At 35.0% G+C, this 26,152-nt stretch carries 24 protein-coding genes; 8 read left to right on the forward strand and 16 right to left on the reverse strand.

Features of this window, described 5'->3' with window-relative positions:
• The first annotated feature begins 37 nt into the window (after positions 1 to 37).
• From KA893_RS07755 to KA893_RS07765, 3 genes are read left to right on the forward strand one after another with little or no spacing between them, the layout of a single operon-like run.
• Entirely contained in the window at positions 38 to 478 is a 441-nt protein-coding gene (locus KA893_RS07755) for a LytTR family DNA-binding domain-containing protein (protein ID WP_069822139.1), read from the forward strand.
• Positions 475 to 933, forward strand: coding sequence for a DUF3021 domain-containing protein (locus tag KA893_RS07760; RefSeq protein ID WP_069820323.1), 459 nt, complete (start codon positions 475 to 477; stop codon positions 931 to 933). The genes KA893_RS07755 and KA893_RS07760 overlap by 4 nt, the downstream gene beginning before the upstream one ends.
• 6 nt (positions 934 to 939) lie before the next feature.
• Entirely contained in the window at positions 940 to 1,404 is a 465-nt protein-coding gene (locus KA893_RS07765) for a DUF4188 domain-containing protein (RefSeq protein WP_011304010.1), read from the forward strand.
• Positions 1,405 to 1,654: 250 nt separating this feature from the next.
• Here the strand turns inward: KA893_RS07765 and KA893_RS07770 are convergent, their stop codons facing one another.
• The 6 genes from KA893_RS07770 to KA893_RS07795 all read right to left on the reverse strand — a co-directional run bounded on the left by KA893_RS07770 (position 1,655) and on the right by KA893_RS07795 (position 11,625).
• Complete coding sequence (locus KA893_RS07770; protein WP_002484357.1) at positions 1,655 to 2,839, reverse strand: thiolase family protein; 1,185 nt, start codon at positions 2,837 to 2,839, stop codon at positions 1,655 to 1,657.
• 31 nt (positions 2,840 to 2,870) lie between these two features.
• A complete protein-coding gene (gene fadB, locus KA893_RS07775) occupies positions 2,871 to 5,129 on the reverse strand; it encodes a 3-hydroxyacyl-CoA dehydrogenase/crotonase FadB (RefSeq protein WP_115347601.1) in 2,259 nt (752 codons plus the stop codon).
• 58 nt (positions 5,130 to 5,187) lie between these two features.
• A complete protein-coding gene (gene fadE / locus KA893_RS07780) occupies positions 5,188 to 6,396 on the reverse strand; it encodes an acyl-CoA dehydrogenase FadE (protein ID WP_011304013.1) in 1,209 nt (402 codons plus the stop codon).
• 90 nt (positions 6,397 to 6,486) lie between these two features.
• Positions 6,487 to 8,013: a long-chain-fatty-acid--CoA ligase FadD gene (fadD, locus tag KA893_RS07785; RefSeq protein ID WP_194440938.1), complete on the reverse strand. Its 1,527-nt coding sequence runs from the start codon at positions 8,011 to 8,013 to the stop codon at positions 6,487 to 6,489.
• A 17-nt stretch (positions 8,014 to 8,030) separates the two neighbouring features.
• Positions 8,031 to 9,605, reverse strand: a complete 1,575-nt coding sequence (gene fadX / locus KA893_RS07790) for a fatty acid degradation protein FadX (RefSeq protein WP_041080290.1) — start codon at positions 9,603 to 9,605, stop codon at positions 8,031 to 8,033.
• 598 nt (positions 9,606 to 10,203) lie between these two features.
• Entirely contained in the window at positions 10,204 to 11,625 is a 1,422-nt protein-coding gene (locus tag KA893_RS07795) for an APC family permease (protein WP_194376047.1), read from the reverse strand.
• 292 nt (positions 11,626 to 11,917) lie between these two features.
• On the opposite strand from KA893_RS07795, the gene KA893_RS07800 reads away from it, so the two are divergent.
• Positions 11,918 to 12,751 carry an aldo/keto reductase gene (locus tag KA893_RS07800; RefSeq protein ID WP_041080289.1) on the forward strand — a complete coding sequence of 278 codons (834 nt, stop codon included), beginning with the start codon at positions 11,918 to 11,920 and terminating at the stop codon, positions 12,749 to 12,751.
• A gap of 466 nt (positions 12,752 to 13,217) precedes the next feature.
• On the opposite strand, the gene KA893_RS07805 is transcribed toward KA893_RS07800, so the two are convergent.
• Positions 13,218 to 13,517: a hypothetical protein gene (locus tag KA893_RS07805; protein ID WP_011304021.1), complete on the reverse strand. Its 300-nt coding sequence runs from the start codon at positions 13,515 to 13,517 to the stop codon at positions 13,218 to 13,220.
• Between the two features lie 375 nt (positions 13,518 to 13,892).
• On the opposite strand from KA893_RS07805, the gene KA893_RS07810 reads away from it, so the two are divergent.
• The 4 genes from KA893_RS07810 to KA893_RS07825 all read left to right on the forward strand — a co-directional run bounded on the left by KA893_RS07810 (position 13,893) and on the right by KA893_RS07825 (position 16,666).
• On the forward strand, positions 13,893 to 14,129 hold the full coding sequence (locus KA893_RS07810; protein ID WP_115338747.1) for a FeoA family protein: 237 nt from the start codon (positions 13,893 to 13,895) through the stop codon (positions 14,127 to 14,129).
• Positions 14,122 to 16,116, forward strand: a complete 1,995-nt coding sequence (gene feoB / locus KA893_RS07815) for a ferrous iron transport protein B (protein ID WP_115338748.1) — start codon at positions 14,122 to 14,124, stop codon at positions 16,114 to 16,116. The genes KA893_RS07810 and feoB overlap by 8 nt, the downstream gene beginning before the upstream one ends.
• Positions 16,117 to 16,128: 12 nt before the next feature.
• Complete coding sequence (locus KA893_RS07820; protein ID WP_080773297.1) at positions 16,129 to 16,284, forward strand: FeoB-associated Cys-rich membrane protein; 156 nt, start codon at positions 16,129 to 16,131, stop codon at positions 16,282 to 16,284.
• A 244-nt stretch (positions 16,285 to 16,528) separates the two neighbouring features.
• Positions 16,529 to 16,666: a hypothetical protein gene (locus KA893_RS07825; protein WP_181877476.1), complete on the forward strand. Its 138-nt coding sequence runs from the start codon at positions 16,529 to 16,531 to the stop codon at positions 16,664 to 16,666.
• 306 nt (positions 16,667 to 16,972) lie between these two features.
• Here KA893_RS07825 and KA893_RS07830 read toward each other — a convergent pair whose 3' ends face one another.
• The 9 genes from KA893_RS07830 to rnpA all read right to left on the reverse strand — a co-directional run bounded on the left by KA893_RS07830 (position 16,973) and on the right by rnpA (position 26,046).
• Positions 16,973 to 17,068 carry a type I toxin-antitoxin system Fst family toxin gene (locus tag KA893_RS07830; RefSeq protein ID WP_115338749.1) on the reverse strand — a complete coding sequence of 32 codons (96 nt, stop codon included), beginning with the start codon at positions 17,066 to 17,068 and terminating at the stop codon, positions 16,973 to 16,975.
• 302 nt (positions 17,069 to 17,370) lie between these two features.
• On the reverse strand, positions 17,371 to 18,129 hold the full coding sequence (locus tag KA893_RS07835) for a MerR family transcriptional regulator (RefSeq protein WP_041080286.1): 759 nt from the start codon (positions 18,127 to 18,129) through the stop codon (positions 17,371 to 17,373).
• Positions 18,130 to 18,238: 109 nt separating this feature from the next.
• On the reverse strand, positions 18,239 to 18,802 hold the full coding sequence (locus KA893_RS07840) for a helix-turn-helix transcriptional regulator (RefSeq protein WP_002484368.1): 564 nt from the start codon (positions 18,800 to 18,802) through the stop codon (positions 18,239 to 18,241).
• 193 nt (positions 18,803 to 18,995) lie between these two features.
• Entirely contained in the window at positions 18,996 to 20,453 is a 1,458-nt protein-coding gene (locus tag KA893_RS07845; protein WP_210125668.1) for a carbon starvation CstA family protein, read from the reverse strand.
• Between the two features lie 207 nt (positions 20,454 to 20,660).
• On the reverse strand, positions 20,661 to 21,500 hold the full coding sequence (locus KA893_RS07850) for a ParB/RepB/Spo0J family partition protein (RefSeq protein WP_002481957.1): 840 nt from the start codon (positions 21,498 to 21,500) through the stop codon (positions 20,661 to 20,663).
• Between the two features lie 40 nt (positions 21,501 to 21,540).
• Positions 21,541 to 22,260 carry a 16S rRNA (guanine(527)-N(7))-methyltransferase RsmG gene (rsmG, locus tag KA893_RS07855; protein WP_002481958.1) on the reverse strand — a complete coding sequence of 240 codons (720 nt, stop codon included), beginning with the start codon at positions 22,258 to 22,260 and terminating at the stop codon, positions 21,541 to 21,543.
• A gap of 1 nt (position 22,261) precedes the next feature.
• Positions 22,262 to 24,139 carry a tRNA uridine-5-carboxymethylaminomethyl(34) synthesis enzyme MnmG gene (gene mnmG / locus KA893_RS07860; protein WP_041080284.1) on the reverse strand — a complete coding sequence of 626 codons (1,878 nt, stop codon included), beginning with the start codon at positions 24,137 to 24,139 and terminating at the stop codon, positions 22,262 to 22,264.
• 16 nt (positions 24,140 to 24,155) lie between these two features.
• On the reverse strand, positions 24,156 to 25,535 hold the full coding sequence (gene mnmE, locus KA893_RS07865) for a tRNA uridine-5-carboxymethylaminomethyl(34) synthesis GTPase MnmE (RefSeq protein WP_100217365.1): 1,380 nt from the start codon (positions 25,533 to 25,535) through the stop codon (positions 24,156 to 24,158).
• A 163-nt stretch (positions 25,536 to 25,698) separates the two neighbouring features.
• The gene (gene rnpA / locus KA893_RS07870; RefSeq protein WP_011304029.1) at positions 25,699 to 26,046 is read right to left on the reverse strand and encodes a ribonuclease P protein component; all 348 of its coding nucleotides are present in this window, start codon (positions 26,044 to 26,046) and stop codon (positions 25,699 to 25,701) included.
• Positions 26,047 to 26,152: the final 106 nt, after the last annotated feature.

Below are 26,152 nucleotides of genomic sequence, written 5' to 3' on the forward strand. Positions count from 1 at the left end.
AAATTTGTTTTACTTAATGTAAGGGGAGGGACTGAACATGAAAGTAAAGGTTGTTTATGATCAAACATTAGACGAAGATGAAATCATGCTATACGCGCATAAAGATGCCAACAATTTATCAGATATTATCAACTCAATTCAACAATTATCTCAAAATATATTATTTCCCGGAAAATACAACGAAACCATCTATTATCTTAAACCACAAGATATCATTTGTTTTCGGATAGAAAATAAGATATTAAATGTTATCACCGCTCAACGTCAATATACGATGAATCAACGTTTATACGAAATAAAAGCACAGCTTAATCATAGCTTTCTACAAATTTCAAAATCTGAAATCATCAATGTGAACTTCATTGATTATCTAACATTAAATAAAAATGGCACGATTGAAATTCGTTTTACTGATCAATCATTTACGTACTCTTCTAGAAGATACTTACCATTAATTAAGGAGGCTTTAAAGCTATGAAACGATTCTTTCACGGTGTAACCATTGGTATTACGATTGGCGTCTTTGTCTCTTTAATATTTTCAACACTATTTGCGCACCACCAATTTCATCCAGTTTCTCCAGAATCAACGATGGGTAGCATTTACTTTGCACATTTAACTGAATTACAAATTATGTTTATTGCTGTTGTGATATGGGCATTAATCGGTATCACATTCAGTTATGGCGCGCTTATCTTTTCGAATTCACGAAAGACATTATGGTTTAAAACATTAACTCACTTTAGTTTAATGCTCATCATCATGTTCCCACTGGCTATATTAGCTGGATGGTTTCCTCTTAAACTTTCAGCAATCATACTATTTGTGGTCATTTATACAATTGTTTATTTTATCATTTGGGGTATTGAAACAAGACGTAATCAACAAGATATAGACGAAATTAATGCCATGCTCTCAAAACGGAAGGGATGATTTGATATGAATCAAGGTCGTTATACTGTACTACCTAATGAATCGGTCACTGTATTTTTGATTGGTCTTCACATCAACAAGTGGTATAAAGTTCATCACTGGTTGCCTGTACTTTTAGCTATGCCACCAATGCTCTCCGAATTATCAAAGGATAAATCACTCGGTTGTTTATCTTATGAAATGTTGTTTAAATATCGTGGTGTTATGATCGTTCAATATTGGGAAACAAACGAAAAATTGCTTAGTTATGCAAAAATGCCTGTACATTTAAAAGCTTGGCGCAAATTCTCGAAAAAATTAAAGCATAATGAAGCCGTTGGTTTTTACCATGAAACATATAATGTAGATTCCCATCAATATGAAAATATTTATATCAATATGCCTGATTTCGGTCTCGGCAAAGCACTCGGTAATGAACCTGTAAGCAAAGCCACACATACTGCAAAACAACGACTAAAAAAACATACTTAACGCGTATTTTAAATCAAACGATATCATAATCATAGAGTTGAAGTTGAAATGTCAAAGGCATACGTACTGTCACAATAACCATCATTTATTACGAGATAGCGATAGCATCTTTTACTGAAATTCATAAATGTCATTCGCATAAAAAGAAAACGACAATTTCCATTACTGCAGAAATTGTCGTTTTTATTTTGAAATGTTTATATCCCAAATATTTTATTTATTGTTATAACTTCATTTACTAATCCATGTGCTATCTCACATATTCAAAAATTCCAGCTGCGCCCATACCTACACCGATACACATGGTAACCATACCGTAACGTGTTTCTGGGCGTTTCTTCATTTCAGACAATAAGCGTCCTACTAACATCGCACCTGTAGCACCAAGTGGATGTCCAAGTGCAATGGCACCGCCATTCACATTCGTCTTCTCAGCATCTAATCCCACTTCTCTCATAGAAGCCAATGTTTGAGAAGCAAATGCTTCATTTAATTCTACTAAATCAATATCATTAACGTCTAAGTTAGCTTGTTCCAATACTTCTGGAATCGCATATGCTGGACCGATACCCATTAATTTAGGGTTTACCCCTACTGCTTTAAATCCAACAAAGCGTGCAATAGGTTCTACGCCTAGCTCCTTCACTTTTTCACCAGACATCACAACGACAAAACCTGAGCCATCTGTTAATGGGGCCGAGGAGCCTGCCGTCACTGTACCGTCAGCCTTAAATACAGTTGGTAATTTAGCTAAAGTTTCTTTATTTGTATCTGGTCTAATGAGTTCATCTTCTTTAAATACTGCTTTACTAACAACAGGTCCATTGTCGTCATATGTTACTTGATTGACTTCAATAGGTATAATTTCATCATCAAATTTACCAGATTGTTGCGCTTCTGCTGCGCGTTGATGACTCTGAACTGCATATGCGTCTTGATCTTCTCTAGAAACATGATATGTTTCTGCTACCATTTCCGCTGTAAGTCCCATCGGGTATGAAACGCCTGAATCTTCATCTTGAAGAATCGGATTATTCGTTGGTTCATTACCACCCATTGGCACAGCGCTCATCAATTCAATACCACCTGCGACAATCACATCTGCCTGATCGGCAATAATTTGATTTGCTGCATGTGCAATAGTTTGAAGTCCTGATGAGCAATAACGATTGACCGTTTGACCTGGCACTTCATTCGGTAGACCTGCTAGCAAAGCAATGGTTCTAGCGATATTTTGCCCTTGTAAACCTTCTGGGAATGAATTCCCTACAATGACATCTTCAACCATACTCGGTTCAAACGAACCACCGACTCTTTCTAATACACCTTTTAATACTTTTGCAGCAACCTCATCTGGTCTTTCATGTGCCATAGCACCGTTTTTGGCTTTGCCAGCTGCTGAACGTCCGTAAGCTACTATATATGCGTCTCGCATTTAAATTCACCCTTCCTGTACTGATTCATAATTAGTTGCGTAGTGGTTTACCAGTTTCTAAGATATGAGAAATTCTGTCATATGTTTTTTTGTTTTGTAACAATTCTAAAAATCTCTCTTTTTCAAGCTTTTGCAAATATCTTTGATTGATATATGTGTTACGAGGAATATCCCCACCGCCTAATACTTCAGCCACTTTCAACGTAATCTCATAATCATAGTCACTAATGAAATGACCTATACGCTGCGCATCCAATTGTCCTTCTGCCAGCGCTTTAAAGTCTTTACCTAAAGCAATATATTGTGCTTTTGGTGTTGGAATATAATTTGTTTGCGATTCGTAACGCGCTCGGTTTAAAGCAACTTCGACACGTTTTTCTGTATTTAAAATAATTGTATCTGTATTTCTTAAATAACCATATCTAACCGCTTCATATGCGTTAGTTGATACTTTGGCAAAACCGATTTGCATGAGTATATCGGTAATTGATTTTTGTTTGTCATCATTTTTATGATTTGTGCGCAAGACTCTATCTGTTAACTCTGCAAGACCGCCACCTGCAGGTAATAATCCGACACCTGTCTCAACTAGACCAATATATGATTCACTGGCAGCAACAACAATTGGTGAATGTAGTACAAGTTCACAGCCACCACCAAGCGCTTTACCTTGTACAGCTGTAACAATCGGTTTAAGCGCATATTTTAATCTTGCAAAGACATGATGCAGTTGCTCAACGGCTGCACCGACTTCTTCTACAACGCGTCCTTCTTCATGTGCTTGTTTCATTTGGAATAAGTTTGCACCGACACTGAAATTAAATCCACCTGCGTAAATCACCATGCTACTATAGTCTTCACGCTCTAATGTATCGATAGCTTCAAGTAAGTCATCCAGGAAGCTATTTGAAATAACATTATTCTTACTTTGTAGTTTTAATAATAATTGATCTTTATTTGCTACAGACAGATTAGAATCTGATCTATCCCATAGTTCTTGATCAACATATTCCGCTACGGGCGTAATGCGCTCTATAGACTCACCTTGCGCATAAAATGATTCATTGCGTTGCTCTATCCAATCAGGTAACTGTCCTATCTCTTCTTTCATACGTGCTTTCACACGTTCGAAGCCCATTAAATCCCATAATTGGAATGGACCTTGTTTCCAGTTAAAGCCCCATACAAGCGCTCTATCAATGTCTTTGAAAGATTCTGCCGCTTTAGGTACATTAATTGCTGAATAATAGAAGTTATTTCTTAGCGTCTCCCATAAAAACACACCAGCATCATCTTGTGCATTAAAAATGACATCTAAATTTTTAGCTAAATCTTTGCCGAATTGACCTAATATTTCTAATTGTGGTTTCTGTGGCTCAACATAATCATTTTGTTTAGGATCAAAGACGTAACGCTTTTTGTTTACCTTTTTATAGAATCCTTGTTTTGTTTTATTGCCGAGTGCACCTTTTTCTGCAAGTTTTTCGGATAGTTTCACATCATGGAAGAATGGTTGTTCTTCAGGTATTTGTTGTAGTCCTTTAATAACTGCAATCGCGATATCAAGACCTACCAAATCTGATAAACCATAAGTTCCCATTTTTGGACGACCGATACTGCGACCTGTCAGTGCATCTACTTCTGTGATTGAAAATCCTTGTACTTCTGCGCGATACATAATGTCGTTCATTGTTTGTGTACCTACACGGTTCGCTACAAATCCAGGTACATCGTTAGCAACGATGACACCTTTACCTAACACATCTTCCGCAAAACGTTGCACGCGATCCACAACCGATTTCGAAGTCTTGCTATTAGGAATCACTTCAACTAATTTCATGATGCGTGGTGGATTAAAGAAATGCATTCCGAAAAATCTTTCTTTGTCACTATCTTCAAAGACATCTGCAATTGATTCGATTGGAATACCTGACGTATTCGTGGCAAATATTGCTTCGTCTTTAGCCACGTCTTTCACTTTTTTCCAAATTTGATGTTTGATATCAACTTCTTCTTTTACTGCTTCAATATAGATATCTGCATCGTCTTCCCCTGCTAAATCCTCATTAAAATTACCGTACGTCAGGTTAGAGGCAAATGATAAATCGAATAATTGTGGACGTTTAGGATTTGTGATAATTTCATATGCTTTTTTTGAAATTTTATTTGGTTCGTTCTCGTCAATCACAATATCTAGTAATTTTACTTTTAATCCTGCGTTGACTAGTAGCGCAGCAATTTGACTCCCCATTGTTCCTGCACCTAACACCGTTGCTTTTCTTATTGTCATACTAAACCCTCCAAATTTAATGTTCTGAATTAATGCGTTATATCAATGCGTTCATCTATTAGATAAACGCGGAATCACCTGTCAATGCACGGCCTATGACAAGTGCGTTAATTTCATGTGTACCTTCATATGTGTAGATAGCTTCTGCATCTGCAAAGAATCGGGCAATATCATACTCACCAGCTAGAATACCATTTCCGCCATGAACCCCTCTGCCCATCGCAACAGACTCTCTTAGACGTAAGGCATTCATCATCTTAGCTGTAGAAGTAGCCACTTCATCATATTCTCCATTTGCCTGCATGCGCGCCAATTGTGCACATGTTGCCATGGCTTGTGCAAGATTTCCTTGCATCATGGCTAATTTCTCTTGAATTAACTGGAATTTACTAATTTCTTTACCAAATTGTTTACGCTTCGTTACATAATCTGTTGTGGCTTTTAACGCACCTGCCATAGCGCCTGTCGCCATGTATGCAACACCTGCACGTGTTGAGTAAAGTACTCGTGCAATATCTTTAAAGCTATTAATATTTTGTAGACGTTGTTCTTCTTTGACGACTACGTTGTTCAAATGAATATTTGTATTCGGTACGATACGTAAGGCGATTTTATTTTCAATCACATCGATTTCGACACCTTCTTGACTGGGTTCGATAATAAAGCCTTTAGGTTTGCCAGTTTCTACATCAACTGCATAGACTGGAATCACATCTGCTACATTGGCACCGCCAATCCATTTCTTCTGTCCATTGATAATCCATTTATCACCATCTCGTTTGGCAGTGGTTTCAAGACCGCCAGCAACATCAGAGCCATGTTCGGGTTCTGTTAATGCGAAACAGGTACGTAATTCATGTGATTGTAATTTCGGTAAATAGTAAGCTTGTTGTTCTTTACTGCCTCCAAACCAAAATGAATTATGACCGAGTCCTTGGTGTACACCGAGTAATGTTGCTAGAGATACATCAAATTTCGCTATTGTATACGACATAAAGAATTGGAATAATTGGCTAGGCGTTTTTTCGCCTTCACGTCCCTCAAAAAGCAATGGATTTTGGAAGTAATTTAATTTTCCTAATTCCTCAAAATAGTCTTCAGGCTCAGTTGCATTTAACCAATGTTCATTAACAGAATCACGATATTTTTCTTCTAACATATCGTTAAGTTGTTTTAATAATTTCACTTCTCCTTCCGTTAAATCTTTTGCGATACTTAAAATATCTTCTGGGTATAATGCTTTGATTACTTCTTCTTTTGTTGGCATAATACAAACCTCCATTTATTATGATTGCGCTTACATTTACAGTTAAAAATTTTTCCAACTTTTAAATACATCCTGCTTCAAATCGACGGGTTATGTTAATTCGTCTTTACTTTGGTCTTGCTTTTGCGCTTTGTCATTCATATATTTTTGAATTTCTAATTTATCTGGTTTCGATGTTGAGTTTAATGGAATATGTGTTAATTTGAGATACAATCTCGGTATTTTATAACCCGCAATATGTTCTCGCATATGTGCATCTAATTTCTGTTCAAAATCTGGATCATCTTCTATTAAAACAACTGCTGCTGAAACTGACTCCCCGTATTTCGGACTATCATAACCGACCACAACACCTTGAGCGACAAGTGGATGTTCTGATAGTACCCTTTCAACTTCGGAAGGGAGAACATTTTCACCGCCAGTAATAATCATCTCTTTGCGGCGATCCACTATATAAACATCTCCATCTTCATCTATCTTGGCTAAATCTCCTGTTAAGAAAAATTCACCACTAAATGCTTTGACTGTTTCTTCTGGTTTATTCCAATAACCTGGTGTCACATTATTACCTCTAACGCCCAGTTCTCCAATTTCTCCAACTTGTGCTTCTTCAAAATGATCATCGAAGATACGGATATCTGTGAACATCACGGGTTGCCCAATACTCGCTGGTTTACGTTCGTTATTCGCTGCTGTATTGACGCTGACAAGTGGTGCCTCTGTTAAACCATAACCTGTAATAATAGGAATTCCCAAGCTCACAAATTTTTTCTGTACAGTTGGTAAAGGCGCTGCCCCCCCTTGTATGAGGAATTCAATATTGGCAAAGTTCTTTAAATCAAAGTTGTCAGCAACCAACATGGCGTAGTACATCGTTGGGATTTGAATTAAGAAATTCGGTTGATATTGAGCCATTAAATCATTTAATGATTCACCGTTAAAGTACCGTTGTAATACCAATGTTCCACCTGCCATTAATAATGGAATCGTTAAGTCATTAAATCCTAGTACATGAAACATCGGTGTTGAAATAATGGTTGTATAGGATGCGTATACTTTGTATGTCAATGCTATGGTAATTGGATTATTTACAAATGAATCATAAGAGAACATTACGCCTTTTGGTAATCCTGTCGTACCACTCGTGTACATTAAAGATGCTAAATCATCACCTTCAACACTAACCGTTGTAAAAGGACGATGATGGGTTGGATCAACGATATCATCATATGTCTTAGAATCAATATCCATATGAATCAGTTCATCTGCGATGCCTTCTAAACTTGATAAATGCTTTGCTGAATAAAATATTAATTTCACATCAGAATCAGCAATCACGCTTTCAATTTCCTGTGTCTTTAATCGCCAATTAATGGGCAAATACACAGCGCCTAGTTTGAATGAAGCAAACAATAGGTCTAATAGCGCAACATCATTTGGTGAAAAAATACCAACAACATCACCACGTTGAACCCCTTGTTCTTGTAGATAATTCGCCAAGTTCTCTGCTCTAATATTTAAATCTTGATATGTCCATTCTGTACCTTTGAATGGATCAATGACCGCTGCTTTTGGTTCGTCAAACGTTGCTCTTGTTTTAATCCAGTCGTAGTTCATATTTTTCTCCCCCTTATTTAAATACGATAATCCGACTTAATTGCTTGAGCCAATCCTCCCCAGTGCGCTTGATAGATATCACTCTGTGTTAGCTTGATATCATCAGAAAGAATCGGTCTAAAAGCCATGTTGGCTAAAATATCTTGTTCTAAATCTAAACCTGGTGCAATCTCAATAAGTTTTAAACCCTTGTGCGTTAATTCAAATACTGCACGTTCCGTTACGAAGTAGACCTCTTGATTAAATTTAATTGCATTTTCAGCATTGAAGTCCATACTACCCACTTTATCCACAAATTTTGTAGCGCGTCCTTGCGCTTCTACAGTTACTTTATTATTCTCGTATGATAGTTGACCCCCAACAACCATCGCTCCTGAAAATACAATTGTCTTTACTGTCTGACTAATATCTATAAAACCACCGCAGCCGTTCATTTTTTCACCAAACTTAGACACATTGACATTACCCATCTGATCAACTTCAGCAAAGCTTAAATAGGCAACATCCAAGCCATTGTTATAGATAAAATCCCAAGTCATATCATGTCTCATTCGTGCACTCAAGTTGTAATTCATACCAAAGTGTTCTCGACTACTGATTAATCCACCAAATACGCCCGTATCAATATTAGGCTGAACTAAATGATTGACTTGTTCTTCCGATAAGACATTAGATAATTCATTATTTATGCCAAAACCAATACTGATTACGTCACCCTCTAATAAAAATTGAGCCGCACGTCTCAAAATCACTTTACGGGTACCTAATGCTATATATGGTTCTCGCATTTCTGTAATTTGATAATGTCCTGATAGTGCTGGATCATATTGCGTTTGCATCACTTGCCTATGCAGTTTAGGATTCGTGTTTACAACAACATAATCGACCAGTTTTCCTGGAATAAATACATCATTGGGATTAAAGTTACCATTTTGAACAACTGCTTTAACTTGAACAATCACTTTTCCGCGATTATTATGTGTTGCTAATGCTAAGCTATATCCTTCACCAAGATGTGCTTCATGTGTCATGTATATGTTGCCATCCATGTCCGCATATGTACCTCTTAATAGCGCAATATCTATGTCTGGAAAGTCATACTGTAAATATGTCTGTTGATTAATTTCAATCAACGAGACTAAATCTTCGGTCGTGCGCTCATTGACTTTACCACCTGTATACCTAGGATCTACATTGGTGTTCAGGCCAATTTTAGATATGGTACCTGGTGAGGCTTGCGTCTTACTTCTGTAATGCGTGGTAATCACGCCTTGAGGTAAGTAATACGCTTCGATCTCGTTATTGCGCATTGCATTGATTGTTGCCGGTGACGCTGTGATGATACTTGTGATTAATCGCTTAATCATACCCCTTGTTGTAAATGCATCTAAGTCATAGCTATCGCCACGATAATCACTAATATCATTTGCTAACATAAATGTAAAATCTGTTAACGATTGATCTTCATCATTATATTCGACTAACGTTTTGAGTATCTCAGCTGGTAAATTAGCCGTTGATAAGGCTGCCAGAGCTATAACATCACCTTTATTAATGATGCTTGTCAATTTTGAAAATGGAATAATTTTCATATAGGTGTCTCCTATCTTTATTTAATCCAATCTGTTATAAGCTTTCCCCTTTAAAAAGCGCTCCTTTTTATGTAAATGTAAACCCTTACATGTAATATACCATTATTTTTGAAAATTATGCAAAAATTTTAAATTTTACAAATCAAGATTAACTATTTTATGTCTTTATAACGCGGTTTGAGCATAAATAAATTCAAATCAATGTTTTAACACATCTCGTCTATTTGACTCATCATATTTACTATATTAATGGTGATTATTTACAGCATTTCTATTTTTTTAAAACTTAGATTTCGACATTATATTATTTAATATTTTCGTTACAAAAATATTAATTATTTTTATACATCGTTGCTTTTATAAACATTTTATATAGTTGTAGCATTCGCATAAGTTTATTATCCTTTTATATCACAATGCTTTTAAAAAAATAAGGCCCTTTCGTATAATTTAATAAATACTACTAAACTAAATTAACGAGGGGCCTTATAGATAAAGGTTATAATATCACTCAACTTACACTACCAATAGCAACTTCAATGTTAATTACTGTGAATGCTATTGCTCAATTGAATCATTTTATTTTTATTTGAACTACTTATTTTTGCTGTCGATTCGTTTTCACTAGATAAAATAGATAATACACAATACCAATGATAAACCAAATCAATGTATAGAGCTTAGCTTGTCCACTTAAGCCCCAAAATACAGCGAATACACACACAAAGATAATGATTGGCATGATTGGATAAAATGGTAGTTTAAATGCTGGCATTGGCAAATCTTTTCCTTCTCTCTTACGTAAGGCATAGATACCAACCGTAACGAACATAAATGCTACCAAAGCACCTGCAGAAATTAATTGTGCAAGGAAACCAAACGGAAAGACTGCACCAATAACTACAGCAACAATAGAAAGTACAATCAATGCACGGTTCGGTAGATTTTTATTGTTTAATTTTCCAAGCCAAGACGGAAGGATACCATCCCGACCAAATGAATATAATAAACGGGAACCAGCCAACATCATACCGATTAAGGCAGTAAACATACCAATAACTGAAATGGCTTGAACAGTGACAGCAATCGTACCATAACCACTTGTACGTAATGCCCAACCAACTGGCTCTGCATTATTTTTATATGAACTATAGTCAAACATACCGACTAGCACAAGAGCTACAACAATAAAGAGCGTTACGGCAATCAGTAGCGAACCTAGTATACCTCTTGGCATTGTTTTCTGTGGATTAATCGCTTCACCAGAATTAGCTGCTATTGAATCAAAACCGATATATGCTACGAAGATGACTGAACTTCCAGCATAAATACCTTGCCATCCTCCAAATGCACCTGCTGCAGTTTCTTTATATTCAGGTATAAACGGAACATAATTTCCAAGATCTATCACTGATACCCCTACAATAATAAATAAAAAAATCGCGAGTACTTTAAGTACTACTAATATATTTTGAACACGTGCTGTTTCAGAAGTTCCACGAGATAATAACAAGGCAGTAATAACAATGACGACTGCTGCTATCAAATCTAAGATACCGCCATCCGTACCCAATGAGTTAGAAAGTGAATTCGGTAATGAAATATGGAAGGGGTCTAACAGCCCTCTTAAATTAGCAGAAAAACCTGAAGCAACGAAGGATACGGCAATCAGATATTCAGCAATTAATGCCCATCCAACAATCCATCCAAAGAACTCTCCAAATAAAATACTAATCCAAGTATATGCAGAACCCGCAAAAGGCATTACCGTTGCCATTTCAGCATAGACAAATGCGACCATTGCAGCAACAATCGCCGCCACTAAAAAGGATAAGCTGACAGATGGCCCCGTATGATCTGCTGATACAACACCAGGCAGTGTAAAAATCGCTGTAGAAACAATTGTCCCTACACCTAGCGCTAAAAAGTCTTTTACACGGAGTGTACGTTCTAGATGCGCATCTTTATTTTGATATCGAGATACATCTTCTTTTCGTAATAAGCTTTGTATAAGATTCATTTTTTACTTCTCCTTGCTATTTTTAAAACAAACATGTTTTTAAGTATAATGATTTTTGAATCTGATGTATATGCTATTGAAGAAAGAATTAACTTTTATTGTATTTTCATATATTTTACAAAGTTATCCGTTAATCACCCACCTTATATTCAGGGACTTTTTTACATCACTTATTTTCTTGGCATTATCTATTGCACGGGTACTTTAAAGTGCGTACTTACTTTTTTAAAGTATGCCCTTTAAAATAATAATTATCGTCATATTACGAATTTAGATAAAAAGGAGTTTTTTGATGCAATATACAACATTTAATAATGGACATACGATGCCTCAACTAGGTTTAGGCGTTTTTAGAGTGGAAAATAATGATACGGCAAAGGATGCTGTTAAACATGCAATTGTTAGTGGCTACCGTAGTATTGATGCTGCTTTCGTATACGGTAATGAAGAAATGGTCGGTCAGGGCATTCAAGAAGGTATCCTTGAAGCTGGTATTCAAAGAGAAGATTTGTTTATCACATCAAAATTATGGTTAGACCACTACGGTAAAGATAACGTTCAAGTAGGTTATGAAACTTCATTAAAACTTTTAGGTTTAGATTACTTAGACCTTTATCTTATTCATTGGCCAGGTACTGATCAGTCGCTAATGATAAAAACATGGGAAGGCATGGAAGCATTATATAATGATGGAAAAGTAAAAAATATTGGTGTCAGTAACTTTGATATTGAACACCTTGAAACTTTAAAAGCACATACTTCTATCAAACCGGTCATCGATCAAGTGGAATTCCATCCATACCTTATACAACAATCATTAAGAGATTATCTTGCTTCTGAATCTATTCAAATGGAATCTTGGTCTCCTTTAATGAATGCTGAAATTCTTACAGATGAGACAATCGTCGCAATCGCTGATGAAATTGGAAAATCCCCAGCTCAAGTCGTTATCAGATGGAATATTGAGCATGGTGTGGTGACTATACCTAAATCAGTCACACCACATAGAATCGAAGAAAATATAAATATATTTGATTTTTCATTAACGCAAGCACAAATCGCACGCATCGATGCGTTAAATCAAGATCATAGAATTGGACCAAATCCTTTAGAATTCAACGGATAGTATACTCATTTTTCCTCATAAAAGAGCCTTAGACATTTAATGATGTCTAAGGCTCTTTTTCAATTAAGCAGTAGATGACTGAATTAAAAATACCTTTGTATCAAGCTTTTTTCAATTCTAGTCATCCTTGCCTTGATTGCATAGGTAGGACTACAAAATCTCTATTAGAAAATTGGATTTTTGTCCCTCTCCGTTATTTTCAATTCTAAGTTGTCTTTGAAAAAAGATGCTATTCATTCTGTAATTAATTAAAACTTCCTAAATCAGCAACTTTAATAAATGTTTTGATTTGAGGATTATACATGTGTTCACCCTAATTCTTTGAATTTACAATAGACTTGTAGGTTATACTTCATACGCGTTTATTTTAACATTAAAAAAATACCAATAAACTTTAGCGTATCGTTACTTCATTCCAAAGTTTATTGGTATTCTATTTCAGCAGATCATACAGTACACTATACGATTAATGCTTCATGCGTTGTAACACTTCTAACTGTATCACTTTTAATGCTTCATTATATTCACGATTTGTACTTTCTTGTGCATTAATAATTAATAAATCAACCAATTCTACGTCGCTTTTCTCGCTGACTTCATGTTCAAATTGATGCAAATGTTCTTCTGAGGTCTTCGCATTTTGCTTTTCTATCTGATAGTATTGATCGGCTCCCAATCCACCTTCTTCAATCATGACAGAAATACCATTTGAACGTGTTTCGTTTACTCTTTTTACTTTAATACGTTTATTTTCACGGATAGCCATTTGAATCCCTCCTAACATTCATGTGCATTTGACAAACATCAACTTCATTTTTATCACATCTGCTACTTATTGGATTGAGATCAAATCACCTAGTTGCCGTTAATCATTATGTATAGTCATGTACACATTCAAGGTAAAACATTATTGTTTCATATTTCGATAGTATCTATAGTGTAATATTACATATAAGTAAATACAATCTCTTTGCTCACTTTTCTATACCCTTTTTTTAATATCATTATCCACGTTAAAGTTGTATGCATACAGCAATAAAGTTTAACAAAATGTTCATAAATTTAATATTTATACCACTTCTATTGCACTAAACCTAATTATATAATTGATAATGATTATTATTGTGAAAGAGTGATGTATATGTTGAATTTAAAGACTGGCGTTTTAGAAAAAAATTACACAGTAACTGATTTAAAAATTAGAAACAAGCACATGCTTCAGCGTCTCCATGCATTAGGTTTAACTCATGGAACCAAGATAAAAATCAAACAAAAATGTTTATTTAAGGGACCCTACATTTTAGAAATGAATGGTCAAAATTTAAGTATTCGTGGTTGTGACGCATGTCAGATTTTCTTAGAGGAATCTCATGGCTAATCATTACTGTATTATTGGAAATCCTAATGTAGGAAAAACATCATTATTTAATGCACTCACTGGTACATACGAATACGTTGGTAACTGGAGCGGTGTAACGGTAGAGAAGAAGGTCGGACGTCTTAAATCAAATGCTGGGAATCTTATAGACTTACCTGGTATTTATGAATTATCGCCGATTTCCAAAGATGAAACCGTAGTGACTGACTATTTATTAAACGAATCTTTTTCTGGCATGATCAATATCGTAGATGCCAGTCAATTAAAACGTAACTTGCAACTTACGGTACAGTTAATGGAATTAGGCGCACCAATGATTATCGGGTTAAATATGGTAGACGTCGCTGCAAAACGAGGCATTCATATTGATCAAAGTGCATTGATTAAAAAATTAAAATTACCTTTGCTGCCTATCATTGCAAGAAATGGTAAAGGCACACAACAATTATTAAATGCTTTAAAAGATCATCGTCTATCTAACCATCGTCCTTTACATATTGATTATGGTGCTAATATTGAAGCAGCAATCACTAAAATAATGCAACATTTAAAACAACATTGTACCTTTGAATCACACCTTTATCGATTTATCGCCATTCAATTCTTGTTAGACAATCCCAAAGTGCTAGACCTCCTTGAAACAAATTTAATAGATATCATAGCCCCTATACGTCAACAATTAGCCGCTCCATTAACGCTATCTATTAGAGAAACAATCCAACAAAAACGTAACGCTTATATAGACCATTTATTAGAAGGTGCTATCACTTATCCAGACGAAGACCGTCAATATTTCTCTTCACGCTTAGATAAAATTTTAACTCATAAAATTTTAGGTATTCCAATATTTCTAGGCATTATGTGGCTGATATTTCAAATTACATTTACATGGGTTGGTACACCCCTATCAGACCAAATCGACGAATTCATAGGTGGTACACTCACCGATACAGTTAAATCCGTCATGGATAACATAGGATTATTTCCATTTTTACAAGATTTAATTACGGATGGCATTATCGCTGGTGTAGGTGCGGTTATTGTATTCGTACCACAAATTTTAGTGCTGTTCTTCTTTATTTCTTTACTTGAAGACTCAGGTTATATGGCACGTATCGCTGTGCTCATGGATCGTATTATGGAAGTCTTTGGCTTAAGTGGTAAATCTTTCATTCCCATGATTATTGGCTTTGGTTGTAATGTGCCGAGCATTATGGCAGCGCGTAGTATTGAAAGTGAAAAAGAACGTCTCACAACCATTTTAATCGCACCTTTCATGTCATGTTCTGCGCGCTTACCCGTCTATGCATTATTTGTTGGTGTATTCTTCGAACAACATCAAGCCCTTATCGTCCTTAGCCTATACGTATTAGGTATCGTGGTTGCCTTGGCTACCAGTGTACTGATTACTAAAACAGTAATGAAAAATGATGATTCGATATTTATTGTCGAGTTACCAACATATCGAATGCCATCAGGTAAAACACTTTGGAGAAGTACTTGGGAAAAAGCTAAAGGATTCGTTAAAAAAGCCGGTACCTTTATCTTCGCTGGTTCTGTTGTCATTTGGTTACTCAATTATACTGGCCCGGGTGGGTTCAATGTCGATGTAGATGATAGCTTTTTACATTCAATTGGTAGCTTCTTTGCCATTTTAGTCGCCCCATCAGGCTTCGGTACATGGCAAGCAGGCGCAACTTTAATACCTGGTTTCCTTGCTAAAGAAGTCATCGTAAGTTCAATGGCCATTATCTATGCATCTGATGAATCCGGATTAGTTAATATTATTCAACACCAGTTTACGCCTTTATCAGCGTATGCATTTATGATTTTCATTCTATTGTATATTCCGTGCTTATCCACGGTCGCAACGATTCGTAAAGAAACCTATTCTATAAAATGGACCGTCTTCGCAGTCGCCTATCCACTGATTACTGCCTACGTTTTGACACTGGTATTCTATCAAATCGGTCATCTATTTATGTAAGGAAGTGATTTTATGACATTAATCATCAACATCTTCATTATTTTGGCTATTTTCAGTTACACGATTTATGCGCTCACTAGGTTCTTGAAAAAATCAAAAGCCGGTAAGTGTACGTCTTGTGGTATAAAAGAAGGTTGTCACACCAGTGAAAAAGTGAACTTTAAATGACTTTCGGCATAACAATTAAATAGAAATTTAAAAAGAGGTACAGCAGATAGCCATATGTCTGCCGTACCTTTTTTATTTATATAAATTATTAAAATAACTCAACTTTTCAATATAATAATACCCATTAAACTTGGTGTTTTATATTTTTTACGGAATATTTTTAATTTATATTTAAAACATTCAATTGATAACTATTATCAATTAACGTAAACTATATTTATACAATTAGAAAGAAGGGAATCAATTGAAAAATGCAATTAAAGTTATTGCCATACTAATTTCTACACTCCTCTTAGCTGCAGCATGTTCAAATAGTGAAGACAAACAAAACAAAAATGCTGTTAAATCATATAAATTATATTCAGGTCTTATTAATTGGTGATATATCATACACATTCGTTTTTTTAAGTATAAAGTCAATAAAAAATTAAAACACATGCATAATATTGCATGTGTTTTTATTACGCTTATAAAGGTTATATAAAATCTTTCACTTAAATAGTTAAGTATATATTTCTACTATCCCATTCCCTTTATATTAAATATTTATATTTCACAATTTCGATTTTGCATTCCTACGCACTATGATGTTATAATTCAATTAACGAAGGTTATATGCATATAAGCACCAATTCCCTCACTATTTGCGGTAGTGAGGGGATTTTTTGATGCCGCTTAACGTCGCCTTCTATTTATTGCGTTTACTACTAAGCCAATAAGTAAAATACGCAACTGCACAGGCACTAATGACTGGTGCAATGATGTGAACGAAGATCATAAGCATATTAAACACCTCCTCCCGCCGAAAATATCGCCCGCCGGAAGTTAAGGCGACTCTATTATTATACCACCTGCTAATGTATCAGCGTACCTACTTAAACTACGTTGAAGCATATTAAAGAATGCCTCATTTCCAACACTTTTACTACCAAAAACTATAAACTTAAAATTGATTAACTCCCTACTTTTACCATCCCGAAATAATAAAAAGAAGCTAAACAACGTTGTGTTGTCTAACTTCTTAATTAATATATAATCTATAGCTCAAAAGATATTATCTAAGACACCCCGCCGTCTTATCTATCTTTATTTCTTAACAAAAGCGATTATGGCATCTCTTAAAAATTGAGCACCACCTTCTACATATTTATCATAATATCTAGAAAATCGTTCATCAGCCACGTACATTTCAGCTAAAACTGAATGTGCTTCTTTAGTATAATCAGACCATGTATACATTAACCATGCTTTATGCTTCGCAGCTAACATTTGCGCAACTTCAGATGATGGATCGCCGGTTTGATATGCTTTGGGTAATAACTCAATAATTTCATTCTTTAATTTACGCCATTCATTATATTCCGCTTCAGTCATATCTTTAAATTTTGCATTACTTTCATCTACAGACTTATCCCCGTATTTTACTCTGATTTCAGTACCATATTCACGTTCGTTTTCTTGAATTGCTTGTACTTTCAATCCTTCAAATTTTTCTTTATCTTGCATATTAATTTCTCCTCTCGTATACGCAATGGTTTTTTCAACGGTTTCTATAATTTTGTCGAGGTGTGCACGCTTTTGTTTTAAATTTTGAAAATGATTTTCTAAAGCAGTTACTTGATCAAATCCAGGTTGTTGAACGATGTTCTTTATTTCTTCAATACTTACATCCAACTCTCGATAGAATATAATTTGTTGAAGCATGTCTACTTGTTCTTTGCCATATATCCGGTATCCTGATGAATTGATTCTATCTGGTTTAAGCAATCCAATTTGATCATAATAGCGCAATGTGCGAGGACTTACACCTGATAGTTTAGCTAATTGACTTACGGTATATTCCATAATTCACCTCCTGACAAATAACACGTTACACCCTTACGTTACGTCAACCTCAAGGAGAAATTTCTAATTTTTAAAAATCGAACTATCATCCACATGTTTTATATCATACTTATGGCTTAAATAGATATATACTAATTAATACAACTGCGATAAAAATACCCACGACTAATACGAAACTATATATCGAAGTAATTAAATTTCTTAAATTAGATGAATGTACTTCATTTGGTTCCTTTCCATTCATAAAAGCTACGATACGATCATAGGTTTGTATTTGATATGATTTCTTAAAACGCTCTACCTTAAATGATGCAATAATACCAGTACCTAATAATAATATTTCTAGTATTAAACCAAATGCTCCCCAGTAATACATCGCAGGTCCAATTAATATTCCTGCTATCAACATCGGCCATATCATTAAATGCGAGGATAGATTAAATCTGCTTTCTTTCAACTTACGCTCCATAATCTCCACGTCTCCTTTGACTAAGTCATCTAAAGAAACATCAAACAATGAACTTAGCATCAATAAATTATGAATATCTGGATAGCTTTTATCATTCTCCCAATTAGAAATTGTTTGTCGTGAAACATATAATTTTTCAGCTAAACTTTCTTGAGATAAATGATCGCGTTGCCGATAATATTTAATTTGATGTCCTAAATTCATTGTTCTGCTCCTTTAAGTAGAGATTATGATGATTTTCAATATAAGACTATCAAAGTTCGTTGACATCTGCATCATTTTGCCATGCTTAAATATTTTTACATACTGTTGTCACAGGGAATCAATACTACCTTTTAGACATACCAAAGGATAGGAAACTTGTTATATTAGCAAGCCCCTATCCTTTAATATAATATTATGTTGTTTGTTGTTGCTTATAAGGTATTTGATAATCCAATTCAAATTTAGCACCTGCTGTGATTTTTTTGTATTGATAACTGAAATAAGCTACCCATAAAATCGTTAGCACAAAGGCTATGATATAACTTAAATTGAGGTCTAAACCCAATCCAATTTTCTGACTTAAAATATAAGTAAAAATATTCCATGTCATAAGCACAGCTGGAATTGCTGCCACCCAGAAATTCTTTTTCGCAATCAATAGATACATCGCACCTACCCATAGTGCAACAACCGCTGTTGTTTGATTTGCCCAAGAGAAATATCTCCATAGAATCGTGAAATCAACTTGTGTAAGACCAAAGCTAATAACGAACAATGGCACTGCTACAATAATACGTTTAACAATATTTCGCTGACCATAGTTTAAATAATCTGCAATAATCATTCTAGCGCTTCTGAAAGACGTATCCCCGCTAGTGATTGGTAAAATGATAACACCTAACACGGCGATCGTACCGAATACAGAGCCCAGTAATAGATGTGATGCCTGGCTCACTACTAATGCAGCTTCACCACGTGCTAAGACATCATTCAAACCATTATAGCCATTAAATAAACTCATACCCGCTGCAGCCCAAATCATTGCTATGATACCTTCCGCAATCATCATACCGTAAAAGATGAATCTACCATTCTGTTCTTTATTTGTTGTTCTAGAAATAATCGGTGTCTGTGTCGCATGAAATCCAGACAATGCACCACAAGTTATTGTAAAGAATAGTAATGGAAATACTGGCGCCCCATCAGGATGCATATTACTAAAATTTAGTTCTGGAATAGGTGCCCCTGTTTGAATAAGACGGAAACCTATACCTACCGCACTCACTAATAATAATGCGCCAAACACTGGATAAATTCTACCAATGATCTTATCTATAGGTAAAATTGTAGATAATATATAATACACAAATATAACAAAAATAATAATACCCAGTGCAATGCGTCCATCCATTAAATTATGTAATAGAAGTGCCGGACTAGTCACAAATACAGTTCCTGTTAAGAGTAATAATAAAATAGAAAATATATTAACAAAGTGCTTCATCACTTGACCTAAAAATTTCCCTGCAAGTTCTGGTAAGTGCGCCCCTTTATTTCTAATTGAAATCATACCGGTCAGATAATCATGTACTGCCCCTGCAAAGATACAGCCTACAACAATCCAAATAAATGCTATGGGTCCATAAAGTGCTCCCATAATAGGTCCAAATATAGGTCCAACACCTGCGATATTTAACAATTGTATAAGCGAGTTAGATCGCGTTTTCATTGGTAAATAATCAACATCATCTCTTTGATCATACGCTGGTGTGGGTCGCTCTTTATTTGGTCCAAACATTTTGTCTATGTATTTTCCATAAGTGAAATAACCCACCACCAATAAAATAATAGCTACAATAAAAGTAATCATGTTACCATTCCCCCTTAGATAACTTGAAAGCGTTTTCTTAATTTAATCATAAATGGTAAAATTTCACAATATTACATTTGTTTTTTATTCTAATTTTATAAATATGTATTTTTGATTTTATTAAACCTTAATTAATACCTAATCATATATTTTAGTACAAAAAATAGAGGCTTACCTCGTCTTATCATAGGTAAACCTCTATCACTATTAATGTTTAAATAATTTTATTTTAATTTCATAATAATCATCATAATCTTTGGCTTGATGCTCATATTTAATACCGCTTTTTTCGATAGAATCTAAACTTTTACCAACCGCTTCACGCGCATCAGTTAAATCTTTTTCAAATTCAAATCTTTGTGCTTTTACTTTTTCAGGGCCTATCTTTTGTTTCACGCGTGCTTCTGTTTGTTTTACATTTAATTTTTGACTTATAACCGTTTCAACTAATATTTCTTGATCTTCTTCTGATAAACTGAGCATCGCGCGCGCATGGCGTTCCGTAATTTTACTTTCACGTAAACGTTCCAATACTTTAGGCGCCAATTTTAATAAACGAAGTTTATTAGCAATAAAGCTCTGACTTTTACCGACACTTTTAGCTAATTCGCTCTGTGTGGTATCCCCGATTTCTAGTAACTTTTTATAAGCTTCGGCTTCTTCAACAACAGATAAATTTTCACGTTGAATATTTTCAATGAGTGCGACTACAGCAGTTTCCTCATCATCTAAATATCTAATAATTACATCAGCGTGCGTTTTACTTAGGCTCTGTAAAGCTCTAAATCTACGTTCACCTGCTATAATCTCAAACATATCCTCTTCAATTGGACGTACGACAATCGGTTGTAACAAACCATGTTCTTCTATAGATTCTGCGAGTTCTTTAATCTTATTTGGCTCAAATACTTGTCTTGGTTGATAACGGTTTGGCACAATACGTTCCGTATGAATAGATTCAACGCTATTATTATAATCCTCTTCAATATAACCAACGATGTCATCTTTGTTCTTTAAACCAAATAATTTAGAAAAAGGTTTTTTCATTTACTATGCGCTCCCTCTAAATTAATTGTATTGAATTTTACTATTTTTCAAGTAACGGTGATTTATTTGGTGTTCCTGGTTTTCTAGGATATTTCTTAGGTGTTTGACTACGTTTGTCTATGATAATCATCTGTCTTTCACCTGCATCTTCAGGTAGTTCATATGAAATTGTATCAAGTACTTTACCACCTAATACGCCAATACCGAAACGTGCTTCTTCCAATTCTTCTTCACCTTTAGACGATTTCAGTGCTATGAAGTGACCACCTTTTTTAACTAATGGTAAGCATAGCTCACTTAATACAGAAAGTCTAGCAACTGCACGTGCTGTAACGATATCGTAAGACGCCCTGTAGTCTCCCTTACCATAAGTTTCGGCACGATCATGTACAAAACTCACATTGTCTAACTCTAAAGCTTCCGCTAATTGATTTAAAAAGTGAATGCGTTTATTCAGTGAATCTACAATTGTAACTTTCAAATTCGGAAAAATGATTTTCAAAGGAATGCTAGGAAAACCAGCACCAGCACCCACGTCACATATCGTTAATTCTTTAGTTAAATTCGTATAAAAACTTGTCGCAATTGAATCATAAAAATGCTTCAAATATACTTCATGTTCTTCAGTAATACTTGTTAAATTCATTTTTTCATTCCATTCAACAAGCATTTGATAATACGTTTGAAACTGTTGTTGTTGTTTATCTGAAAGTTCTATTCCATGTGTACTCAGTTGCTGTGTTAACCATGCTACACTCATCTTAGTTATTCACCCTTTGGATTTTACCTTGTTCAAGATATACAAGTAAAATTGAAATATCGGCTGGATTGACACCAGATATACGTGAAGCTTGTGCAATATTGAGCGGCTTAACTTCTGCTAATTTCTCACGTGCTTCAGTCGCTAAACTATCTACCTTACTATAATCTAGATCTTCTGGAATTTTCTTCTCTTCCATACGTTTAACTTTTTCAACTTGTTGTAAAGATTTATTGATATAACCTTCATATTTAGTTTGAATTTCAACTTGTTCTTCAACGTCTGAAGGCAATTGATGTGATTCATCTAAAATTTCTAGAATTAAATCGTATGTCATTTCAGGACGACGTAATAATTCTAAAGCAAGGATACCGTCTTTCAAACGAGACCCGCCTTGAGCCTCAATAATCTCTTGCACACGGTCGTTTGGTTTGACGCGAATGCCATTTAGACGTTCTTGTTCTGCTTTAATCATAGCGCGTTTTTCATTAAAACGTGCATAGCGTTCCTCTGAAATCATACCTAATTCATAACCTAAGTCTGTTAGACGTAAATCAGCGTTGTCATGTCTTAATAATAGACGGTATTCAGCACGAGAAGTTAATAAACGATAAGGTTCGTTTGTACCTTTGGTAATTAAATCATCAATTAATACACCAATATAGGCATCTGAACGACTTAAGATAACTTCATCTTTACCTTGAACACGTGCTGCTGCATTGATACCAGCCATGATACCTTGTCCAGCCGCTTCTTCATAACCTGATGTCCCATTAATTTGGCCAGCAGTGTATAAGTTTTTGATTTTTTTAGTTTCAAGTGTTGGCCATAATTGTGTTGGAACTAACGCATCATACTCGATGGCATAGCCTGCACGCATCATATCTGCTTTTTCTAAACCAGGAATCGTTTCTAACATTTGACGTTGCACATGTTCAGGTAAACTTGTTGATAGACCTTGGACATAAACTTCGTTTGTATTTCTACCTTCTGGTTCTAAGAATAGTTGATGGCGTGGTTTGTCATTGAATCTTACAAATTTATCTTCAATGGATGGGCAATATCTTGGACCAGTACCTTTGATCATACCTGAATACATAGCTGATAAATGTAAGTTATCATCAATCACTTGGTGTGTATCACCATTTGTATAAGTTAACCAACATGGCAATTGATCTAAAATATATTCTGTTGTTTCAAAGCTGAAGGCTCTTCCAACATCATCACCAGGTTGGATTTCCGTTTTAGAATAATCAATCGTTTTGGCATTTACACGTGGTGGTGTACCTGTTTTAAATCTAACGACTTCAAAACCTAATCCTCTTAAGTTATCAGCTAGAGAGATTGAAGGTAATTGATGGTTTGGACCACTTGAATACTTCATGTTACCTAAAATGATTTCACCACGTAAAAATGTACCTGTTGTAATAATAACTGCCTCTGACCAGTATTCTGTACCGATATTTGTTCTTACACCTTTAATGACATCATCTTCAATAATGAGGTCATCTACCATACCTTGCATGATATCAAGGTTTTCTTCATCTTCAATTACTTTTTTCATTTCTTGTTGATACAAGACTTTATCTGCTTGAGCACGTAACGCTCTTACTGCTGGACCTTTACCAGTATTTAACATACGCATTTGAATATGCGTTTTATCAATGGTTTTCGCCATTTGACCACCTAATGCATCGATTTCACGTACGACAATACCTTTTGCTGGACCACCCACTGATGGGTTACACGGCATAAAAGCAATATTATCTAGGTTAATCGTCAACATTAACGTTTTGGCACCACGACGTGCTGAAGCTAATCCAGCTTCAATACCAGCATGTCCGGCTCCTATTACTATCACATCATATTCTTGAGCCATTATTATTTCCTCCTTATTATTTTCCTAAACAGAATTGACTAAATAACTGGTCAATTAATTCATCACTTGCAGATTCACCGATAATCTCACCTAAAATTTCCCATGTTCTTGTTAAGTCGATTTGTACCATATCCATCGGTACACCTGATTCTGCTGCATCTATTGCATCTTGAATGGTATTTCTTGCTTGTTTCAATAATGAAATATGTCTTGAATTAGAAACATAAGTCATATCTTGGTTTTGAACATCGCCACCAAAGAATAAATCTCTAATTTGAATTTCTAATTGATCAATGCCTTCTTGTTTGAGCATCGATGTCTGAATCAATGGCATATCGCCAATCATATCTTTGACTTCATCAAGATCTAAATGCTTGTCTAAATCCATCTTATTAACAATAACAATCGCATCTTCATTCTTAATCACTTCATACAGCTTACGATCTTCATCTGTTAATCTTTCATTATAATTAAGTACAAATAGTATTAAATCCGCTTCGCCTAACGCTTTTCTTGATCGCTCTACACCAATACGTTCGACGATATCTTCTGTTTCACGTATACCTGCTGTATCGACAAGTCTTAATGGTACACCACGGACATTGACATATTCTTCTAAAGTATCTCTTGTAGTACCAGGCACTTCAGTCACAATGGCTTTATTATCTTGAATGAGGTTATTGAGCATCGATGATTTACCGACATTAGGCTTACCAACGATAACCGTAGAAAGCCCTTCTCTCATAATCTTCCCTTGTGTACCTGTATCGAGTAATTTATTAATTTCTGTTTTAATTTCATTTGATTTCCCTAATAATACCTCTGTAGTCGCATCTTCGACATCATCATATTCTGGGTAATCTATGTTCACTTCGACTTGAGCAAGGATTTCGAGAATGGATTGTCGCTGTCGTTTTATCATATCACTTAAACGACCTTCTATTTGATTCATTGCAACTTTAGACGCACGATCGGTTTTAGAACGAATAAAATCCATCACCGCTTCTGCTTGAGATAAATCTATTCTGCCATTTAAGAAAGCACGTTTTGTATATTCACCTGGATCAGCCATACGGGCCCCATAGGTCATCGTCAATTCTAGTATTCTATTAATTGTTAAAATACCACCATGACAGTTAATTTCGACAATATCTTCACGTGTGAACGTCTTTGGTGCACGTAGTACGGAAACCATAACTTCTTCCACCACTTCGTTCGATTCAGGATCAATAATATGACCATAGTTAATTGTGTGAGACGTTACATCTTCAAGTCTTTCTTTACCTTTATAAAGTTTATCTGCAATATCTACAGCATCTACACCTGATAAACGTACAATACCAATTGCACCTTCACCCATTGGTGTGGATATACTCGTTATCGTATCTAAATCCATCATCCATCTCGCCTCCTTTTCGACTTCATTTTTATCATTATAATATTGTAAATAGTTTCCTATTAAAAAGCGAGTATCTTGTTTACCATTTCGTAAAAGTTATTCTTCGGTTTGTCTGAGGTAAGACTTACGGTTGTCTAACATCTTTCTTCCCCTTCCCTACTTAAACACGCTTATTAAATACCTTTGCTATTTTGAGTACATGTTCCAAACTCGCTTGTATTTGTAATGTGTCCATATCTTTTGCTGGTTGCCTCGCTATCACAATAATATCCATTGGTAAGATATCTTCTTTATGGATTTTAAAATTTTCGCGAATGGCACGTTTAATTCTATTTCTTACGACTGCATTACCTAACTTTTTAGAAACACTAATACCTAAGCGAAAATGATTCAACGCTTTATTAGGTTGCGTATATATTACAAATTGTCTATTTGCAACCGATTTCCCTTTCTTATAAATAAACTGGAAATCACTATTTTTTTTTATTCGGTAAGCTTTCTCCACCAAGCATCACTCACTTATCATATCTTTTCAATACATATACCAACGAACCTTATGTTTCGTTCTATTCATTCGTTATCATAAATTAATAGTAGAAATCTACGTAATTTTT

The sequence above is a fragment of the Staphylococcus sp. GDY8P126P genome (genome assembly GCF_017891965.1).
In the GTDB taxonomy this organism is placed as follows: Bacteria; Bacillota; Bacilli; order Staphylococcales; family Staphylococcaceae; genus Staphylococcus; species Staphylococcus saprophyticus.

Excerpts from the sequence above, each read along its gene's own strand:
- KA893_RS07765 (WP_011304010.1), top strand. The coding sequence starts at position 940 with ATGAATCAAGGTCGTTATACTGTACTACCTAATGAATCGGTCACTGTA.
- KA893_RS07820 (WP_080773297.1), top strand. The coding sequence starts at position 16,129 with ATGACATTAATCATCAACATCTTCATTATTTTGGCTATTTTCAGTTAC.
- KA893_RS07810 (WP_115338747.1), top strand. The coding sequence starts at position 13,893 with ATGTTGAATTTAAAGACTGGCGTTTTAGAAAAAAATTACACAGTAACT.
- KA893_RS07795 (WP_194376047.1), bottom strand. The coding sequence starts at position 11,625 with ATGAATCTTATACAAAGCTTATTACGAAAAGAAGATGTATCTCGATAT.
- KA893_RS07805 (WP_011304021.1), bottom strand. The coding sequence starts at position 13,517 with ATGGCTATCCGTGAAAATAAACGTATTAAAGTAAAAAGAGTAAACGAA.
- rsmG (WP_002481958.1), bottom strand. The coding sequence starts at position 22,260 with ATGAGTGTAGCATGGTTAACACAGCAACTGAGTACACATGGAATAGAA.
- mnmE (WP_100217365.1), bottom strand. The coding sequence starts at position 25,535 with ATGGATTTAGATACGATAACGAGTATATCCACACCAATGGGTGAAGGT.
- KA893_RS07755 (WP_069822139.1), top strand. The coding sequence starts at position 38 with ATGAAAGTAAAGGTTGTTTATGATCAAACATTAGACGAAGATGAAATC.
- fadB (WP_115347601.1), bottom strand. The coding sequence starts at position 5,129 with ATGACAATAAGAAAAGCAACGGTGTTAGGTGCAGGAACAATGGGGAGT.
- mnmG (WP_041080284.1), bottom strand. The coding sequence starts at position 24,139 with ATGGCTCAAGAATATGATGTGATAGTAATAGGAGCCGGACATGCTGGT.
- KA893_RS07835 (WP_041080286.1), bottom strand. The coding sequence starts at position 18,129 with ATGGAATATACCGTAAGTCAATTAGCTAAACTATCAGGTGTAAGTCCT.
- fadX (WP_041080290.1), bottom strand. The coding sequence starts at position 9,605 with ATGAAAATTATTCCATTTTCAAAATTGACAAGCATCATTAATAAAGGT.
- KA893_RS07840 (WP_002484368.1), bottom strand. The coding sequence starts at position 18,802 with ATGAATTTAGGACATCAAATTAAATATTATCGGCAACGCGATCATTTA.
- KA893_RS07850 (WP_002481957.1), bottom strand. The coding sequence starts at position 21,500 with ATGAAAAAACCTTTTTCTAAATTATTTGGTTTAAAGAACAAAGATGAC.
- KA893_RS07800 (WP_041080289.1), top strand. The coding sequence starts at position 11,918 with ATGCAATATACAACATTTAATAATGGACATACGATGCCTCAACTAGGT.
- KA893_RS07845 (WP_210125668.1), bottom strand. The coding sequence starts at position 20,453 with ATGATTACTTTTATTGTAGCTATTATTTTATTGGTGGTGGGTTATTTC.
- fadE (WP_011304013.1), bottom strand. The coding sequence starts at position 6,396 with ATGCCAACAAAAGAAGAAGTAATCAAAGCATTATACCCAGAAGATATT.
- KA893_RS07770 (WP_002484357.1), bottom strand. The coding sequence starts at position 2,839 with ATGCGAGACGCATATATAGTAGCTTACGGACGTTCAGCAGCTGGCAAA.
- KA893_RS07830 (WP_115338749.1), bottom strand. The coding sequence starts at position 17,068 with ATGCTTATGATCTTCGTTCACATCATTGCACCAGTCATTAGTGCCTGT.
- feoB (WP_115338748.1), top strand. The coding sequence starts at position 14,122 with ATGGCTAATCATTACTGTATTATTGGAAATCCTAATGTAGGAAAAACA.
- KA893_RS07760 (WP_069820323.1), top strand. The coding sequence starts at position 475 with ATGAAACGATTCTTTCACGGTGTAACCATTGGTATTACGATTGGCGTC.
- fadD (WP_194440938.1), bottom strand. The coding sequence starts at position 8,013 with ATGAACTACGACTGGATTAAAACAAGAGCAACGTTTGACGAACCAAAA.